Source organism: Bacillus tianshenii (assembly GCA_020524525.2).
In the GTDB taxonomy this organism is placed as follows: domain Bacteria; phylum Bacillota; class Bacilli; order Bacillales; family Bacillaceae_N; genus Bacillus_AV.
Window position 1 is genome coordinate 505,349 of record CP129018.1, and the last position, 16,481, is coordinate 521,829.

Consider the following 16,481-nt stretch of genomic DNA (forward strand, 5'->3'; position numbering starts at 1 on the left):
ACAGGATGTGCTAGTGCAGGCGTTGTCACAGGACGTGACGTCTTAGCCAGCGATTCATCTTTTTTTCTTTAGGTAGAGGATTGTGATGGTTGATAGTAGTAGGACGAATAGGATGAGGAAGCCGATTGTTTTGGTTTTCCATAGGTTGAGTTCGAGATGAATGTTGTTTGGTTCATTGAGTTGAAGTTTCCATGTATACGTGTTTCCGTCGATGCTGTCGGCATTGTGTTGTTTTGGTTTGAGTGGCAAGGTTGCAGAGAAAGAAAGGTCCATGCTGTCTTTGATTGAATTGCCGAGAAAGCCGTTTAAGGCATCGCCAGTTGTAGAGCTGAAGTCTAGATTGCCATCAATGATAATTGTTTGTTTGAATAAGCCGTTTTTTTCTTTGAATGAAAACGAATCATAGAGCGAGGAAGCTTGCTTTTCGCCTGTGGGGAAGGCTCCTGTTGTCTCTAATTCTTTCAAGCTCGCGAATGTCCGGGTCATCTGATAGCCCATGTATGCATCATCCTCAAACGGTTCGACTTTATAGCCGTCTTCTCGCATCTTCGCAATATCTGCTTCTGAGAACATATCGTTGTTTTCTCCAGCCAGTGCGAGCATCTCTTTCGTAACCCCGATTGTTTGCTTTAAATTAAGGCTTCCATCTTTGTTGACGGTAATGTGGGTGTTGAATTTGACACAGCCTGTTAGTAAAGCAAGCATTATGCTTGTTATAAGAAGTAGAATGAGTTTCTTCACGATAATTGCGCTCCTTTTTTTCTTTGTTTGTCCTTAATCAACTATATCGCATCTTATTCCAAATTATGTGTTATTTTCGCCTTTGTAGAAATGTGTTGAAATGGCTAAAGGTTTGTAAATTCCTATCAGACGTGAAGGATTTTCGGAAAAGTAGTGGAATAAAGCATGTACATTAGTACGGGGTTAAGGCTAAGTAATCGAAATGAGGTGAAATGTGATGCGAACAATCCGCACGCGGAAAGATATTGAGGCGTTGCTGTTACAATTTGAAACGGTTGCTGAGTACGACTCGGAAAAGGGAAAATGGTATTTTGTATTTCGCGACCTTGAGCGAAATGGGGAATGGACATTAATGAAGCGAGAAAAGCAATGGACACTTCATGGAAAAGGTGAAACATACTGCGACCTATATGAGGTTGAAATGGAGCGGGAAAAGGTTTGCCGCTTTCTATGGAAGAGTCGAAAGGCAGTGAATGAAGAGCTGCGTCAACGAGTGCTTGTTGAGCAATAAGAGGAAGACCCTAAAGGAGTGAAACCTTTAGGGTCTTTTCTTTTTGAACGTACAAGAAAAGCGGCTGTCCTCGAGCTAGGACAACCGCTTAATTATGTCTATTTGTGAGCTGGCTTTTTCAAAAAGCCGACAAGTAATGCTGTGACTGCTGCACCGATTAAGATAGCAAGAAGGTAAAGGAAGGGGTTACCTGTAACGATTGGAATAACGAAAATTCCGCCGTGTGGTGCCGGCAGTCCGATTCCGAATAACATTGCTAGTGCACCTGCAACTGCAGAGCCGGCAATACAAGATGGGATGACACGGGCAGGGTCAGCTGCGGCAAATGGAATCGCACCTTCTGTAATGAATGAAATTCCCATTGCGTAGCATGTTTTACCTGCTTCACGTTCTTGTTGATTGAATTTATTTTTGAAAATCGTTGTTGCAAGCGCAAGACCTAATGGTGGAACCATACCGCCTGCCATAATCGCTGCGTGTGGTGCATAGTTTCCTGCGTCAATCATGGCAATACCGAATGTGAAGGCAGCCTTGTTAATTGGACCACCCATATCAACAGCCATCATGCCGCCAAGCACTAAGCCAAGAAGGACAAGGTTCCCTGTACCTAAGCCATTTAACCAATTTTGTAGACCCGTATTAATCCAGCTGATCGGCCCAGCCACGCCATACATAACAAGACCAGTAATAAAGATACCGAACAATGGATAAATAAGAACAGGCTTTAAGCCATCTAGAGATTCAGGTAATCCTTTAAAGAGACGCTTAATCAATAGCATTAAATAACCTGCAAAGAAACCAGCAATAAGACCGCCTAAGAAACCAGCTTGCGTACTATAGGCAATCAAACCACCGACCATACCAGGAGCGAAGCCAGGACGGTCTGCAATCGATTGGGCGATAAATGCTGCAAGGACTGGAACCATCAGCATGAAGGCATTTTCGCCGCCAATTTTCCCTAATAGCTGTGCGAATGGGTTGTCTGTTTCAATTCCCCAGAAGAAGGAAATCGCAATCAATAAGCCGCCGCCGACAACGAATGGAAGCATGTTGGATACACCGCTCATTAAGTGCTTATAGAAGCCGGTACGCTTTTCACCGCTGCTGTTGTCCGTTGACTGCTGTGCTTCACTGCCGCCTTGGAAGATTTGTGCATCTTGTTGTAAGGCGCGTTCAATCAGCTGTTGAGGCTTATGAATACCGTCTGCAACAGGTACTTGGATGACATGCTTGCCTTTGAAGCGCTCCATTTCAACCTGTTTGTCAGCTGCAACGATAATCGCTGTCGCTTGTTCGATGTCTTTGGATGTTAAGACATTTTTCGCACCGCTTGACCCGTTCGTTTCGACCTTTAAGTCGACATCCATTTCTTTTGCCTTTTCTTCAAGTGCTTTTGCAGCCATGAAGGTATGGGCAATACCTGTCGGGCAGGCTGTAACAGCTAGAATTTTAGCTGAATCCGCAGCAGCTGGTTCTTCTTCAGGCTGTTCCTGGTTATCTTCTGTTTCTTCTTCTCCGAACTCTTCCTTTTCCTTCTCTTCGATTGCTTGCAAAATCGCTTCTGTTGACTCAGCTTTCAGCAATGTTTGACGAAATCCAGTATCCATTAAAATGGTAGAAAGTCGTGAAAGTGTTTCAAGGTGCTCATTGTTTGCGCCTTCACTAGCGGCAATCATGAAGAACAGGTGGCTTACCTGTCCATCTAATGCTTCATAATCCACACCTTCTTGTGAACGAGCGAAAGCAATTGCAGGTGTTTTTACAGCGCTTACTTTCGCATGCGGGATTGCTACACCTTCACCAATACCTGTGGAGCTTTGTGATTCACGGGTAAGAATCGCTTCTTTGAACTGTTCCCGGTCATTTAGCCGGCCTGCTTTATCTAGCTTCTCGACTAACTCATCAATTGCCTCTGCTTTTGTTGAGGCTTGGAGCTCGAGAATCATTGTATCTTGTTTCAATAAATCCGTAATTTTCATCTTGTTTCCCTCCTATTAAAAAGGTGAAGAATCTATCCTAATGATGCACTGTTTCTATAGGGAAGTGACGTTTACTTGATTGATATATTGTTCAATTAATTCCGCTGTACAGAATCCTGTGGAAAATGCGGAAGCACTTCCTGCTGTGACCCCGTAACGGAATGCCTCTTGCACAGCCTGTCCTTTGCTGTATGCTGCGATAAAGCCAGCGACAACTGAATCTCCTGCACCGACTGAGTTTTGGACTTTGCCGTTTGGTACGTTCGCAAAGTAGACGCCGTCTTTCGTGAAGAGCAGGGCTCCATCTCCAGCCATCGAGACAATCACATTTTGAGCACCAAGCTCAATTAGCTTCTTACCATAAGGTACGGCTTGCTCTGCTGCTTCAATCGTGACACCAAAGAGCTCGCCTAATTCATGATGGTTCGGCTTAATGAGAAAGGGGTGATGCGGAAGAACACTTTTAAGCGCTTTCTTTGTCGCATCTACAACAACCTTTACATGTTGAGCTGTCAGCCTCTTCGTTAAATCTTCATATAAGTTGTCTGGCAAGGAGGAAGGGATGCTTCCTGCTAAGACGAGAATGTCATCTGCTTGTAATGAGTCAAGCTTCTGAAATAGTTGTTGAAGGTTTTCCTCATTAATACGAGGGCCTTGTCCATTTACTTCTGTTTCTTCAATGCCTTGAAATTTTATATTAATTCGTGAATCATCACGAACCTTGACAAAGTCAGCCTCAATTTGCTCACTTCTTAATTCACTTTCAATAAAATCTCCTGTAAAACCACCGAGAAATCCGGTTGCTTTGTTGGCGATGCCGAGACGCGTAAGGACACGAGAGACGTTAATTCCTTTTCCGCCGGGTACTTTCTTATCTGCGTTCATGCGATTCACTTCACCGATATTTAATGAATCAAGCTGTACGAAATAATCAATGGAAGGGTTCAGTGTGCATGTTGTAATCATGATGTCACAACCTTTATTTGAGTTTCTTTCTCGTAGATAGAGCGGTGCTCCTCATCAAGTGTGCTTGTTAGAATCGTTGCTTCGTTCAGGTCGTTAATTTTTGCAAACGCAATTTCTCCAAACTTCGATGAATCTGCTAGCATATAGCGTTCACGTGATAGACGCATTGCATCTGCTTTAATTGCAGCTTCTTCAGGGTCTGGGGTTGTATAGCCGTATTCTGGGTGAATGCCGTTCGTTCCCATGAAGCATTTATCGAAACGGAAGGTATTCAACGATTCCGAGGCTGAGGCACCAACCATGGCCTTCGTGCGCGGCTTAACAAATCCACCAATTGTATATACTTCAATGTTTGCGTTAATTAATGGTTCAACTAAGCTTAAGCCGTTTGTTACGACGGTAAGGTGTTCTTTCGATGGAAGCAGCTCAATCATTTGCCGCGTTGTTGTTCCTGCATCTAGGAAAATAGAGTCGCCATCTTCGATTAGAGAGACTGCAAGCTCAGCAATTTGCCGCTTTTCTTCAAGAGCGTATGCTTCCTTTTCTGAAATGCTTGGCTCAATCCGCTTGCCTTGGAGCAATGATGCTCCGCCATGAACACGCTTTAAAAATTTGGTTTGTTCCAGATGATTTAAATCTCTTCGTATTGTTGATTCGCTTGCACCTGTTGCATCAACAAGCTCTTGCAGCTTCACAACTTCCTGCTTCTTCAGTAAGGACAAAATAATGTGGTGACGTTCTGTTGTCAGCATCGCCCCACCTCCTATGACTTTTGTACCTCCAGTATAATCAACAAAACATTCAAAATCAATCATAAACATTCAATTACAATCATTAATTGAGTGGGAATCTTTCAAAAACATGTATGAAACTCTACGATCTGTATTGTTTAAGGTTTTAGTAAAACTATTTGCGGAAAGTATGTTAGTAGATTAGAAGGAGGATGATTGTTCATGGTACAAAATAAAGTCGTTCTGATTACTGGAGGGGCACGTGGAATCGGCTATGAAGTTGGTGAGAAGTTCGCCAAAGAAGGCGCAAAAGTCGTCCTTGCTGATATTAATGAAGACGGCGTGAAGGAAGCAGCTGATGAAATGAAGAAAAACGGCTATGAGGCATTGGGAATAGCAGTTGATGTGACGAAGGATGCTGATATTCAAGCTGCATTTGATAAAGTGAAGGACCATTATGGCTCATTAGATATTCTGGTAAACAACGCCGGTATTCAGCATGTTGCACCACTTGAGGATTTCCCGACGGAAAAGTTCGAACAGCTTGTACAGATTATGCTGACAGCGCCGTTTATTGCAACGAAGCTTGCCTTTCCAATCATGAAAGAACAAGGCTATGGCCGCATTATAAATATGGCATCTGTGAATGGTTTAATTGGTTTTGCAGGGAAAGCAGGCTACAACAGTGCAAAGCATGGTGTGATCGGGCTTACAAAAGTTGCGGCGCTTGAAGGTGCAGAGCACGGGGTGACGGTTAATGCCCTTTGCCCAGGTTATGTCGACACGCCGCTTGTCCGTAATCAGCTTGAAGACTTAGCTGAGACGCGCGGTGTAACGAAGGAAGAGGTGCTAGAAGATGTGATTTATCCGATGGTACCACAGAAACGTCTGCTTCAAGTAGAAGAAATCGCGGATTATGCCTTGTTTCTTGCAAGTGATAAAGCGAAAAGCATTACAGGCCAAGCAGTTGTGATTGATGGCGGGTATACAGCGCAATAAGAAAAAACAGAAAACGCCTATCTCTTCTAAGAGAGGATAGGCGTTTCTTCATGCTATATATTCCATTTTAATAAATGTCCCATGTGAGTCAGTCCGCCGCCGAACCCGTAAATTAAGAGGGTATCGCCGTTTTGAACTCTTCCTTCCTTAATTCCTTCATGTAGTGCTAACGGAATGGAAGCGGATGATGTATTCCCCATGTATTGCATGCTTGTTAATGTTCGGTCAAGTGAAATGCCGGCTTTGTCGCAGATCGATTCAATCATGCGCATGTTTGCACTGTGTGGAACGAACCAATCCAGATCATCTGTTGTTCGTTCAGCTTTTTCAAGTAATTGATCGATTCCAACTGGTAGTGTACGGGCTGCCCATTTGTAGACTTCACGCCCGTTTTGGACCATTTTTTCACTTTCGTTTAATGGTTCGCCGTCCATAGTTGGAGCTAGTGTTTTGCGGTAGACGTGTCGTCCGCCTTCACCATTTGTCCCCATATGAGTTGAAATAAAGCTTGGGTTCTCTTCGTCATATTCCACTAAGACAGCGCCAGCACCGTCGCCAAATAAAATGCAAGTCGTTCGGTCTGTATAATCTGTAACTTTTGTTAATGTTTCCGTCGCAACGACGAGAATCTTTTTGTGTGCCCCGGTTGTTACGAGGTTGTTCGCTAAATGCAATCCATATGCAAAGCCTGCACACGTCGCATTCAAATCAAATGCGCCTGTTGTCTCAGGAATGTTAAAATGGTTTTGGATTCGGCATGCCACGCTTGGAAACGCATAATCTGGTGTTGTCGTGGCTACGATAATGCAGTCAACGTCGTGTAAATCTTTGCCATACTTGTCAGCAAGGTTTTGAGTTGCTTTAATCGCCAAGGAAGAGGAGAATTCATCTTCTGCTGCCATTCTTCTTTCCTTAATTCCTGTTCGCTTGGTGATCCATTCATCGTTCGTGTCGACCATTCTTTCTAAGTCTTCGTTCAATAACCTCTTTTCAGGAACATATGTCCCAATTGCTGTAAGACGAGCTTTCGATTTAAACATTTTATTACCACCTCAAATTCCATTTTAAGCTATTTTGGAACTAAGTGCTAGCAGTAGGTCTTAAATATTGAAAGAGGAGAGGACATCATGCTGAAAAAAATCATTCGATGCCAAGTAAGTCCTAGGAGAATCGCGAAGCTTCCGGACAGCTGGTTTGAAATTTGTATAAATGGTTGAAAGAGGTCTGATATCCTGCTTGCCAAGATGTCAGACCTCTTTTATAATGAAGTCTTGTGGTCACATAGAAGAATTTCTATGAGGACGGGTAGGGAGAGGGCTATATTTTTGTGAGGTAAGCGATGAAACGATTTATCGGACAACAGTTCCGTTTGTCGGATCATGAAACAAGCTTTAAGAAAGAAGTAATCGCAGGAACGGTTTCCTTCTTCACGATTGTCTATATCATTGCGGTCAATGGGGCGATTCTTGCTGAGGCAGGTATTCCGCTTCAAGCAGGGATGATTGCGACGATTCTTGCTTCATTAGCAGGCTGCTTAATCATAGGCTTTGGAGCAAACGCGCCGCTTATTCTCGTTCCGGGGATGGGTGTGAACGCGTTGTTTGCGTACACGATTGTCCAATCACTCGGCTTGTCATGGCAGGAAGCACTTGGGGCAGTGTTCCTCTCTGGTGTGTTCTTTGCGTTGATTGCCTTCTCACGGTTACAGGCAGTCTTGAAGGAAGCGATTCCGCAGTCATTGAAGGAAGCGATTACCGTTGGGCTCGGTTTGTTTCTAACATTAATCGGTCTTGAAAAAGGCGGCATCGTTACAAGAGGAGAGCAGTCATTAATCGAAATGGGAAGCTTAAGCGATGCTCACGTCATTGCTACCCTGTTAACGCTTGTGATTGCGGTTATCTTGTTTATCCGAATGGTGCCGGCGAATTTCTTAATTAGCATGGCAATCGGGACAGGAATTGCGACGTTATTTGGCATTGTGAATGTCAATGAAATGAATGGAAATGGTGTGCAGTTTGCAGAATACGGTGAACTATTTGCGGCCTTTTCATTTGCACGCATCTTCTCTGTGACGTTCTGGATAGCGGTCTTTTCGTTGACGATGGTGCTTGTCTTTGAAAATATCGGCTTGATTCACGGTCAGCTTGCACAAGCACGTTCCCCCGAGAAATATAAGAGCGCTTTGCGGGCAACATCTGTCTCAGCTGTTCTATGTGGGGTGTTCGGCACAAGTCCGACCGTGTCTACTGTTGAATCGAGTGCAGGCATTACATCTGGCGGGCGAACAGGCTTAACCGCTGTCGTGTGCGGAGCTTTGTTTGGGCTGACGCTTTTCTTCATTCCGATTATTGGCATGATTCCGAGCACGGCGATTGCGCCTGTGTTAATCATTATCGGTTCGCTAATGATGCAGCAGGTGAAGCACATTGATTTTCAAGATTTGACAGAAGGGTTTCCTGCCTTTCTTGTCATTGTGATGATTCCTTTTACGTTTAGCATCGCCGATGGAATTGCCTTTGGGTTTGTTACCTATCCAATTTTAAAATTGGCGCTCGGCAGAACGAAAGAAGTGTCATTGCCATTATTGCTTGTGGCAGGGTTGTTTCTCGGAAACTTTTTATTGCAAAGTTTTTCATAAATGAGGTGAAGGCATGCTCATATTGGGCATGTCTTTTTTTGTTCCGCTCATACTGTATAGATTGATGGATTTTGAAACTTTTTTCCAGGAAGTCCCGTATTAGTAGGTAAGAGGTGTTCGGGATGAATCACTTAAGAAAGAGATTTTTTGTGTGGCAGCAGGTTATCACGGTTTTGCTCCTTGTAAGTTTATTCTTGCTTATTAAGGGTGGATTTCAAATTCGAACTTTTATTGTGTTCGTTGCCGTCTTTTTAGTCGTTGAGATGGTGTTGAACTTGCTAGGGAAGGCTTCTGCTATTTATCATATTTTCCCTCGCTATAAGGGGTTATGGCAGGAGGAACAAGAAAAGCTTGGTCACCAGGTACAGAAGGTTAATCGAAGAAACGTATATGGGATTATGATGGCCTGCATCTTTTTATTGTTATTATTATTTTTGCCTAAGCCGCCAGAGGACGTAGGCTGGAGTTTTTTTGTCCCGATGGTGACTACTTGGATTGGTTCAGGAGTTGGGCAATATAGGAGATATGTGAGGATTGAAGGAGAATCGGATGAGGAGTTTCAACAAGCAGAAGTTAGAAGAGTAAACGTTGCATTGGTTATTAGCATTTGTTTTGTTCTCATCATTAGTGTATTTCTTCTGCTTCATGCTTTGTAGAAAGGATTGTGTCATTAACTTAAAAAAATGACGGGGTGAGTGAGATGAAAGGCCTTCGTAGAATCGTTGTGTTTGGACTTATCTATACAGTGGGTTACTTTGTATGGGAGCTTGCTAGAGGTTTGTGGCTGACCGCGGCGTATACACCAGAGACGAGTGCTCAATGGGAAAATGTCAGCTATTTGCAAAATGAAGTAGCGTTTGGGAGGACGGTTGGTGGATTTCCATTCCTCCCCTTTTTCGTTATACTAAGCTTAGCAATTGCTTCTAGTTTGATCTGGAGAAAGCGGGGGATAAAGCGTGCTTCATAAGTGGCTGGATGAATCGAATTATACGGTTGTCATGACAGGAGCTGGCATGAGTACAGAAAGCGGGTTGCCTGATTTTCGGTCAAAGGAAGGGCTTTGGAAGCAGAAAGACCCGATGACACTAGCGAATACCGAAGCGATGGTGAATAATCGCGATGAATTTTTGGAGTTTTACACGTTTCGAATTAACGGCTTAATTGGGCGGGAGCCGCATCGCGGGCATCAGCTGCTTGCGAAATGGGAGGAAGAAGGGCTCGTTCAATCGATCATTACCCAGAATGTCGATGACTTCCATCATAAGGCTGGCAATAAGCGAGTTGCGGAATTGCATGGGACATTGCGGACGGTGCGCTGTCATACATGCCATACAGCATATCCAAACTCGTATTTTGCCCAAGCGAAATATGATTGTGACTGTGGCGGAATGCTGAGGCCGTCTGTTGTCTTATTTGGCGAAATGCTGCCGATGGAGGCGATTGAAATGGCTTATGAAGAAGCAAGTAAGGCCGAGCTGTTCATCGTGCTCGGTTCATCGCTTCAAGTATCGCCAGCGAACAGCTTTCCGGCACAGGCAAAGAAAAATGGGGCGAAGCTTGTCATTATTAATATGGAAGAAACAGCGATGGACCAGCTTGCCGATGAAGTCATTCATGGCCGAAAGATTGGTGACGTGTTAGCAGAGGTGGAACAGAACCGCAGTGTTCAGAGGTGATAAGTGATGAGCATAAATGTTGGTGATATGATTTTTCAACTTTTTAACTTTCTTATCTTATTGGCAATCCCGCTCCTTATTGTATACGGGGTACGGCGCATTCGGAAAGAACGCCAAATAAGCAGAGAGCAGATGGAACGCCTGACAGAAACCGTAGAACGAATGGAAAAAAGGATGGAGGAATGGCAGAAGAAAAACGATAAGAAGGAGTGAATAAGATGGATGCAATGGTAGTGGTTGTCGTTTTTGTTGTTTTTTTCACAGCGATTTTATTGTCAACAAAGCCCTGGGAAAGCAATGCCCGGAGACGTCGTGGAGGGAGCGGCAGTGATGGTGGCTTTCCGTTCTTTATTAGTTCCGATGATTCCTCTGATGGTTCAGGCGGAGATGGCGGAGGCTTTGGTGGTGGAGACGGCGGCGGAGGCGGCGACTAACTCCCTGCGCACAAATGAAAAAGCAGCGAAAAGCGTCATAGCTTTCGCTGCTTTTTATTCGTAAAATCCACTGAAATCAAGCTTTGTTGGCGGAGTTTGTTTATATTGCTGAGAAACGCGTTCTTCTTTTATTAAGCCTGTCATAGGGTCTTCAATAGTAATATTCTCTTCTTCTTCAAAAGAAAGATATTCTCTCATGATAAATGACCTCCTTAATTAAAGCGTTTCCATTTTCGTATAAAAGCATGCACCTATTGGCTGACATGCTTTAATTGCTGTAAACGATTCTTGTGAAATTGAAGTCTGGACTGAATGGCTTGCTTCACGCCTGCACAATAGTCCTTTTGAAGCTCGTCTTCCAAACGGTTAACAATTTTTTCGTAAAGCTGCATTTCAGCCATAAGACTCATCCCTTTCATTTGTGAACATTTTATGAACGACTTATTAAATAAATTATACCATGAGAATTTTTTGAATAGTATAGACAAATGAAAAAATGGTCCTATTGCTTATGTACAAAACTTATGCATTATCTAAACATAATTATTAATTAGGTAATATGAACTAAAAATACGTCTTCCGAAAAGACGTATTTTCACCACCTCATTGTCAGAACAACATCGCTCCAACGGCTGCTGTTAGAAGGCTGTAGTAAAATATGAATGGTATCAGGTGTATAAGAGGTTTTCCAAAGGTCAACGATGCCGGCCGAACGAATTAAACGGTGAACTTCTTTTTCTTCTCCTCGCTGAGCCGCTTCTTTTATCTGTGTTCTTAACTTCTTACTTTCTGTAATTTGATAGACGAAGGCTTCAGCCTGTTTGAGCATCGGTGTTAATTGCTTAGCTGATTTGCGAAAGCGTTCCACTTCAACAGGGGGGTATGAAGGATTAGGAAGACGGTAAGCAGGGATACTCGGATAGAATCGATAATAAGGTGGATACCAGCCATACATTGTAGTTGCTCCTTCCATTGTTAAATAGGCATAAAATAACTTATGCAATCAATAGAGAAAGCGGGCGTGTCTGTTCTGAAAGAAAATACCAATAAAAAACGCGTTTAGGAGAAAAGACTTGCGGGAATTTAATACATACAAACAGACAATTCAATTAGCAAACCGCAAAAGGGGTGTTTGGATGGAATATTCGTTGAATTGCAAAAATAGCGCATTGCCCTGTCAAGTCATCGCAGACGAAGACAACGGACGGTTCATGCTGCGTAATGCAGATACAAGTGGTGAATACTTCAATTCCGCTGAAGAAATGATGCTTTGGATCAAGAACAATTGGCGGGACGAAGATTTCAATGATCCGCAGGAACTGGAAAAAGTAATAAACGAACTAAAGCAATACTCGACACAATAATGCGCGCGAAAGGGGTGTCCCGAAAGTTGATTCTAACTTTGAGGGATACCCCTTTTTTTGGGATGTTGAGCATTGTTCGACACGTTGAAGCATGACCAATCGCCTTTTTTCTACTACACTAGAAGGAGAGGATTTTCGAGAAAAGCTTGAGCTGCGATTTGAAAAGGGGGAATGTTTCGTGAGGAGAGAGAAAGAACGGGAACACCTTGAACAGTGGCTGCGTGAACAGAATCCAAGTAGAGAAAGCCTATTAGAAGGTCTGCGCTTGCTGCATGAACATTTTGTAGAAGAGGAGGACCACGTTCGTGCGCATAAATGTGAAGGCTTAATTGCTAAGCTTGATGCAGAAGAGCTTATTTTTGCATTTTGCGGGCATTTCTCAGCGGGGAAATCAACAATGATTAATGCGCTTGTTGGAGAAGAGCTGCTTCCATCTAACCCAATTCCGACGAGCGCCAATGTCGTGAAAGTAAAAACAGGGGAACCGAAAGCTCTCGTAGGCTTCAAAGAAAAAGGAGACGTGACGTTTCCGTATCCATATGACTTAGCTGAAATTCAGCAGTACTGCACAGACGGTGATGCGGTTGATTATGTTGAGATTTCTCATCCGTCAGGCAAGCTTCCAGACCATACAGCGATATTGGACACACCTGGAATTGATTCAAACGATGACGCTCATCGTGTTGCAGCGCAATCTCGTTTGCATACAGCTGATCTTGTCATTTATGTGATGGACTATCATCATGTGCAGTCACGGGTGAATTTAGAGTTTATTAAGGAGCTTCAAGCTGAAGCAAAGCCGACATATCTTGTTGTAAATCAAATTGATAAGCACTTATCCGAAGAAATTGATTTTATGATTTTTAGAAAACGGATTGAAGATGCGTTTGCGGATGCTGGTGCTTCATATGACCACCTTTTCTTTACTTCAATGAGGGAGGCATCCACGCCGCATAATGAATTAGATTATTTGAAGGCGAAGCTTGCGGAAATGATGCAGCAGAGAAAAGCAGTTGTGTTAAAGACAGTATTGCGCGAGAGCAGGCTGTTAATCGAACAGCATATAAATTGGAAAAAAGACAATCATCAAGATGAAATTGATATGCTGATTGAATCACTCGGTGCGTTTCATACAGTTGACCAAGTGAAGGGACTGCTTGATGAGCTGCGTGAACGCTACATTTCCCCACGCGCGAAACGAGAGGAGTTCGAAGAGACATTTCAAGAGCGGATGGAACGCTTGTTAGAGTACGCAAATATTATGCCTTATCATACGCGCGAAGGGGCCCGCTCTTTTCTAGAATCCCGTCAGCTCGGCTTTCAAGTAAGTGGTTTATTTAAGAAGCGGAAAACAAAGGAAGAGAAAGAGCGCCGTTTGGAGAACTTCTACAAAGACTTATCAGAAAATGTGAAGGTCTATATTGATATTCACTTAAAGAAGCTGTTTGAAGATTTCTTACAGCAGTATCATGTGTTTGATGACCGTCTTCGCAAGGAAATTCATGATTTCCATGTGAAGCTGGACAAAAAGTTATTAGAGCGGCATATCAACAAAGGGGCATTGCTGAGTGGAGAATCATTAATGAATTATTGTGCTCAAGTGCGGAAGGAAATCGACAGCCTTTATAAGCAGAAAACATACCGCTGGATTGAGCAAATTTCCCTTCGCGTTGAAAAGCAGGCTCACAAACGGCTTGAAACGTTGCGAGAGGAAGAGGAGCGTCTGCATCGGAAGTTAAAGGCTGCTGAACGGTTAGAAGCATTAGAAAATGGCAGGAAGGAGCTTTTTGACCGTTTGCTTGCGAAAATAAGCGATAATTCAGGGATAGAGGAGCACGAGGAATCCACTGTAACAGAGGATGTCGGCAGGTTCACGTCAACTCGCGATGTGAAGCAGAAAACATATGAGCAAGTGAACATTGGTCAGGCGGCAGAAGAATGGCTTGCAGAGCGGGTGTATCATGAAGAGCGTGAACAGGCTGTTGACCATGAACAAGTGGTGCAGCAATTAACAGAAGCATCAGCGTTGTTAGAGGGTGTGAAAGGGTTTGATTATGTAAGTCGCTCCCTGCAGCGCCGGGCTGAATCCCTTCAGGACCGCTCTTTTACGGTGGCTTTATTCGGTGCGTTTAGTGCTGGGAAGTCGTCGTTTGCCAATGCATTAATGCAAGAAGCGGTACTGCCTGTGTCGCCAAACCCGACAACTGCGGCGATTAATGAAGTGCTTCCTCCTGATGAGCAGCACCCTCATCAGCGTGTGCTTGTAAAATTTAAAACAAGAGAACAGCTGTTAGATGATGTGAACCACTTGCTCACACAGCACCAGCTGCGCTTAGGTGACTTAAGCGAGCTTTCCGGGCTATTGAATAAGCATGATGAACAGATGAAAACATGGCGTGTAGAAGAAGCTGAGCGGAATGAGCAACAGCGCGCGGAGGAAGATGGAGACGACGAGAAGGAAGAGGAAACAATTGAGTATCCACCGTTATTCTTTATGGAAGGCGTGCAAGTTTCCTTTCTGCGGGCGGTACAGAACGGCTTGGCTGAATTTGAAGGTTCGCTCGGTACGGAAATTGAAACAGAAATTCATGAGTTGTCTTCGTATGCGGCAGTGGAGGAGCGGGCGTGTTTTATTGAGAAGGTTCGCTTGTATTATGATTGTGACTTAACACGCGCTGGCATTACACTTGTTGACACGCCTGGTGCGGATTCAATGAATGCTCGTCATACAGAAGTGGCGTTTGATTATGTGACAGATGCAGATGCGGTGCTGTTCGTTACTTATTATAACCACGCTTTCTCTAGGGCTGACAGGGAATTTCTTACTCAGCTTGGACGGGTGAAGGATGCATTTTCTCAGGATAAAATGTTCTTTATTGTTAATGCGGCTGATTTGGCAGAAAAAACGTCTGAGTTGTTCGATGTATTGACACATGTTGAAAACAATTTGTTAGCATGCGGCATTCGTCATGCAAAGCTTTACCCTGTATCAAGCCATTTGGCGATCATGACAGAAAAGCATAACCGCGGCGTTCTTTCAGCTGACGAAGAAGCTCGTTACTTGAAGATTACAGGCTTTCGTGAACTGCCTGAGCGAAACGTAGGGCTGCAATATGCTGGCATTTCGGCTTTCCGGCGGGATTTTGAAACGTTTATTCAAGAGGAGCTTTCGCGTTTGGTTGTGAAACAAGCGGTTCGAGAGCTTGACCAGGTGGCAGCACAGCTTGAAGAATGGCTGTCGCTTCAACAAGAAAATGCAGAAGACCGTGAACGTCAATTAGAGATGATCAGAAAGAAGAAGACTGAAGTGCTTCACAGCTTTGAGGAGCAGGACTTTCAAATTGAATATGATCTTGTTGAGCGGGAAATAGAGGAGCTGCTTTATTATGCAAAGCAGCGGTTGTTCTTTCATCACGGTGATGAATTCAAAGCGTTATTTACACCAATGTCCTTCCGGGAAAATGAGACGCTACGTACATCGCTGCTTCGCTGTATATCTGACTTGCTTCGGTATACATCTCGTGAGTTAGCACAGGAAATGCGTGCCGCCGCCTTTCGAACAGAAACATTTGCTTTGAAGAAGACGGAAGCGATCTACGAAAAAGCAGAACAGATGCTTGAAGAGGCTGGCGAAATCTTAGCATTCACGGTGCCGCAATTTAATCGTATACCGCGACCTCATTTTGAAGAAGGCTTCCAGGAGGTTCAGCCCCATCAATTCGAAAAATACGTAAAGGCGTACAAGTCAACAGCTGCTTTCTTTGCAGAAGAAGCTCATAAAATGCTGCGCGAAAAAATCGAACTTACCCTGCATGAACCTGTAAATGAGTATGTAGAGGAAGCGGAAATACGTTTGAAGGACACGTATTTGCAATCATTTGAAGGCTATAGACAGAAGGCGAAAGCGGATATAACGGAACAGATAAATGCCCATTTTGACGGGAAGGTTGCTGTTCTTTCTGATCGTGCTGCTCTTGGGCAATATAAACATCTTTATTCTGATTTGCTTAGAATTATAAGGGATGAGCGTGCACTTTGAAAAAATTGTCATTATAATTATCGCCTCATAAGTGAAAATAAGCATGCAAGATTAAGTCTTAAATTGAGGTGATTGATGATGAATAACCTTCGTTCGCTATTTGGAAGAGGTCAGATGTTTAACTTTGGCAGAAGAAGAACAAGAGGCGGTCTTTGGTTTACATTGTTAGGGATGGGAATCAGCGCAGTTGCCACTCGTATGATGAGAGACGGTAATAATAACAACATGATGCGTCCGATGCGAAACATGGCTGAGAATGTGCAGCATTCCGTGAATAACTTCACGAATGATTCACAGATGAGACCAGCTCAAGCAACGGAATTTGCTGAAGAATTAACGCCGAAGAAAGATAAGAAATAACACAAGAGAAGGTTGCCTTAATGGGAGTGAGTCCCATAAGGCA

19 protein-coding genes are annotated in these 16,481 nt (G+C 43.7%); 11 read left to right on the forward strand and 8 right to left on the reverse strand.

Annotation, left to right across the window (positions count from 1 at the left end; genetic code table 11):
- Positions 1-54 precede the first annotated feature (54 nt).
- Positions 55-741, reverse strand: a complete 687-nt coding sequence (locus LC040_02455) for a hypothetical protein (protein ID WLR51786.1) — start codon at positions 739-741, stop codon at positions 55-57.
- Between the two features lie 217 nt (positions 742-958).
- On the opposite strand from LC040_02455, the gene LC040_02460 reads away from it, so the two are divergent.
- Positions 959-1,252: a hypothetical protein gene (locus LC040_02460; GenBank protein ID WLR51787.1), complete on the forward strand. Its 294-nt coding sequence runs from the start codon at positions 959-961 to the stop codon at positions 1,250-1,252.
- Positions 1,253-1,350: 98 nt separating this feature from the next.
- On the opposite strand, the gene LC040_02465 is transcribed toward LC040_02460, so the two are convergent.
- The 3 genes from LC040_02465 to LC040_02475 are packed head-to-tail and all read right to left on the reverse strand — an operon-like array spanning position 1,351 to position 4,949.
- A complete protein-coding gene (locus LC040_02465; GenBank protein ID WLR51788.1) occupies positions 1,351-3,231 on the reverse strand; it encodes a fructose-specific PTS transporter subunit EIIC in 1,881 nt (626 codons plus the stop codon).
- Positions 3,232-3,285: 54 nt separating this feature from the next.
- Positions 3,286-4,197, reverse strand: a complete 912-nt coding sequence (pfkB, locus tag LC040_02470; protein WLR51789.1) for a 1-phosphofructokinase — start codon at positions 4,195-4,197, stop codon at positions 3,286-3,288.
- Positions 4,194-4,949 (reverse strand): DeoR/GlpR family DNA-binding transcription regulator, encoded by a 756-nt coding sequence (locus LC040_02475; protein ID WLR51790.1) that lies wholly within the window; start codon positions 4,947-4,949, stop codon positions 4,194-4,196. The genes pfkB and LC040_02475 overlap by 4 nt, the downstream gene beginning before the upstream one ends.
- A 201-nt stretch (positions 4,950-5,150) precedes the next feature.
- Here LC040_02475 and LC040_02480 point away from each other — a divergent pair, with 201 nt between their 5' ends.
- Positions 5,151-5,927 (forward strand): 3-hydroxybutyrate dehydrogenase, encoded by a 777-nt coding sequence (locus LC040_02480; protein WLR51791.1) that lies wholly within the window; start codon positions 5,151-5,153, stop codon positions 5,925-5,927.
- A 53-nt stretch (positions 5,928-5,980) separates the two neighbouring features.
- Here LC040_02480 and LC040_02485 read toward each other — a convergent pair whose 3' ends face one another.
- On the reverse strand, positions 5,981-6,967 hold the full coding sequence (locus LC040_02485) for a ketoacyl-ACP synthase III (protein WLR51792.1): 987 nt from the start codon (positions 6,965-6,967) through the stop codon (positions 5,981-5,983).
- Between the two features lie 299 nt (positions 6,968-7,266).
- Between LC040_02485 and LC040_02490 the strand changes: the two genes are divergently transcribed.
- From LC040_02490 to LC040_02515, 6 genes are all read left to right on the forward strand, one after another.
- Positions 7,267-8,565: an NCS2 family permease gene (locus LC040_02490; protein WLR51793.1), complete on the forward strand. Its 1,299-nt coding sequence runs from the start codon at positions 7,267-7,269 to the stop codon at positions 8,563-8,565.
- Between the two features lie 122 nt (positions 8,566-8,687).
- A complete protein-coding gene (locus tag LC040_02495; GenBank protein ID WLR51794.1) occupies positions 8,688-9,221 on the forward strand; it encodes a hypothetical protein in 534 nt (177 codons plus the stop codon).
- 44 nt (positions 9,222-9,265) lie between these two features.
- Complete coding sequence (locus LC040_02500) at positions 9,266-9,532, forward strand: hypothetical protein (protein ID WLR51795.1); 267 nt, start codon at positions 9,266-9,268, stop codon at positions 9,530-9,532.
- Positions 9,522-10,241 carry an NAD-dependent deacylase gene (locus LC040_02505; protein WLR51796.1) on the forward strand — a complete coding sequence of 240 codons (720 nt, stop codon included), beginning with the start codon at positions 9,522-9,524 and terminating at the stop codon, positions 10,239-10,241. The genes LC040_02500 and LC040_02505 overlap by 11 nt, the downstream gene beginning before the upstream one ends.
- A gap of 6 nt (positions 10,242-10,247) precedes the next feature.
- Positions 10,248-10,454 (forward strand): hypothetical protein, encoded by a 207-nt coding sequence (locus LC040_02510; protein ID WLR51797.1) that lies wholly within the window; start codon positions 10,248-10,250, stop codon positions 10,452-10,454.
- Positions 10,455-10,459: 5 nt separating this feature from the next.
- A complete protein-coding gene (locus LC040_02515) occupies positions 10,460-10,675 on the forward strand; it encodes a hypothetical protein (GenBank protein WLR51798.1) in 216 nt (71 codons plus the stop codon).
- A 54-nt stretch (positions 10,676-10,729) separates the two neighbouring features.
- Here the strand turns inward: LC040_02515 and LC040_02520 are convergent, their stop codons facing one another.
- From LC040_02520 to LC040_02530, 3 genes are all read right to left on the reverse strand, one after another.
- Positions 10,730-10,873 (reverse strand): hypothetical protein, encoded by a 144-nt coding sequence (locus LC040_02520; protein ID WLR51799.1) that lies wholly within the window; start codon positions 10,871-10,873, stop codon positions 10,730-10,732.
- A 53-nt stretch (positions 10,874-10,926) separates the two neighbouring features.
- Positions 10,927-11,076, reverse strand: coding sequence for a hypothetical protein (locus tag LC040_02525; protein ID WLR51800.1), 150 nt, complete (start codon positions 11,074-11,076; stop codon positions 10,927-10,929).
- Between the two features lie 194 nt (positions 11,077-11,270).
- A complete protein-coding gene (locus LC040_02530) occupies positions 11,271-11,630 on the reverse strand; it encodes a hypothetical protein (GenBank protein ID WLR51801.1) in 360 nt (119 codons plus the stop codon).
- Positions 11,631-11,748: 118 nt separating this feature from the next.
- Between LC040_02530 and LC040_02535 the strand changes: the two genes are divergently transcribed.
- From LC040_02535 to LC040_02545, 3 genes are all read left to right on the forward strand, one after another.
- Complete coding sequence (locus LC040_02535) at positions 11,749-12,039, forward strand: hypothetical protein (protein ID WLR51802.1); 291 nt, start codon at positions 11,749-11,751, stop codon at positions 12,037-12,039.
- A 178-nt stretch (positions 12,040-12,217) separates the two neighbouring features.
- The gene (locus LC040_02540) at positions 12,218-16,078 is read left to right on the forward strand and encodes a dynamin family protein (protein ID WLR51803.1); all 3,861 of its coding nucleotides are present in this window, start codon (positions 12,218-12,220) and stop codon (positions 16,076-16,078) included.
- A gap of 75 nt (positions 16,079-16,153) precedes the next feature.
- Positions 16,154-16,438, forward strand: coding sequence for a hypothetical protein (locus LC040_02545; protein WLR51804.1), 285 nt, complete (start codon positions 16,154-16,156; stop codon positions 16,436-16,438).
- The last annotated feature ends 43 nt before the right edge of the window (positions 16,439-16,481 follow it).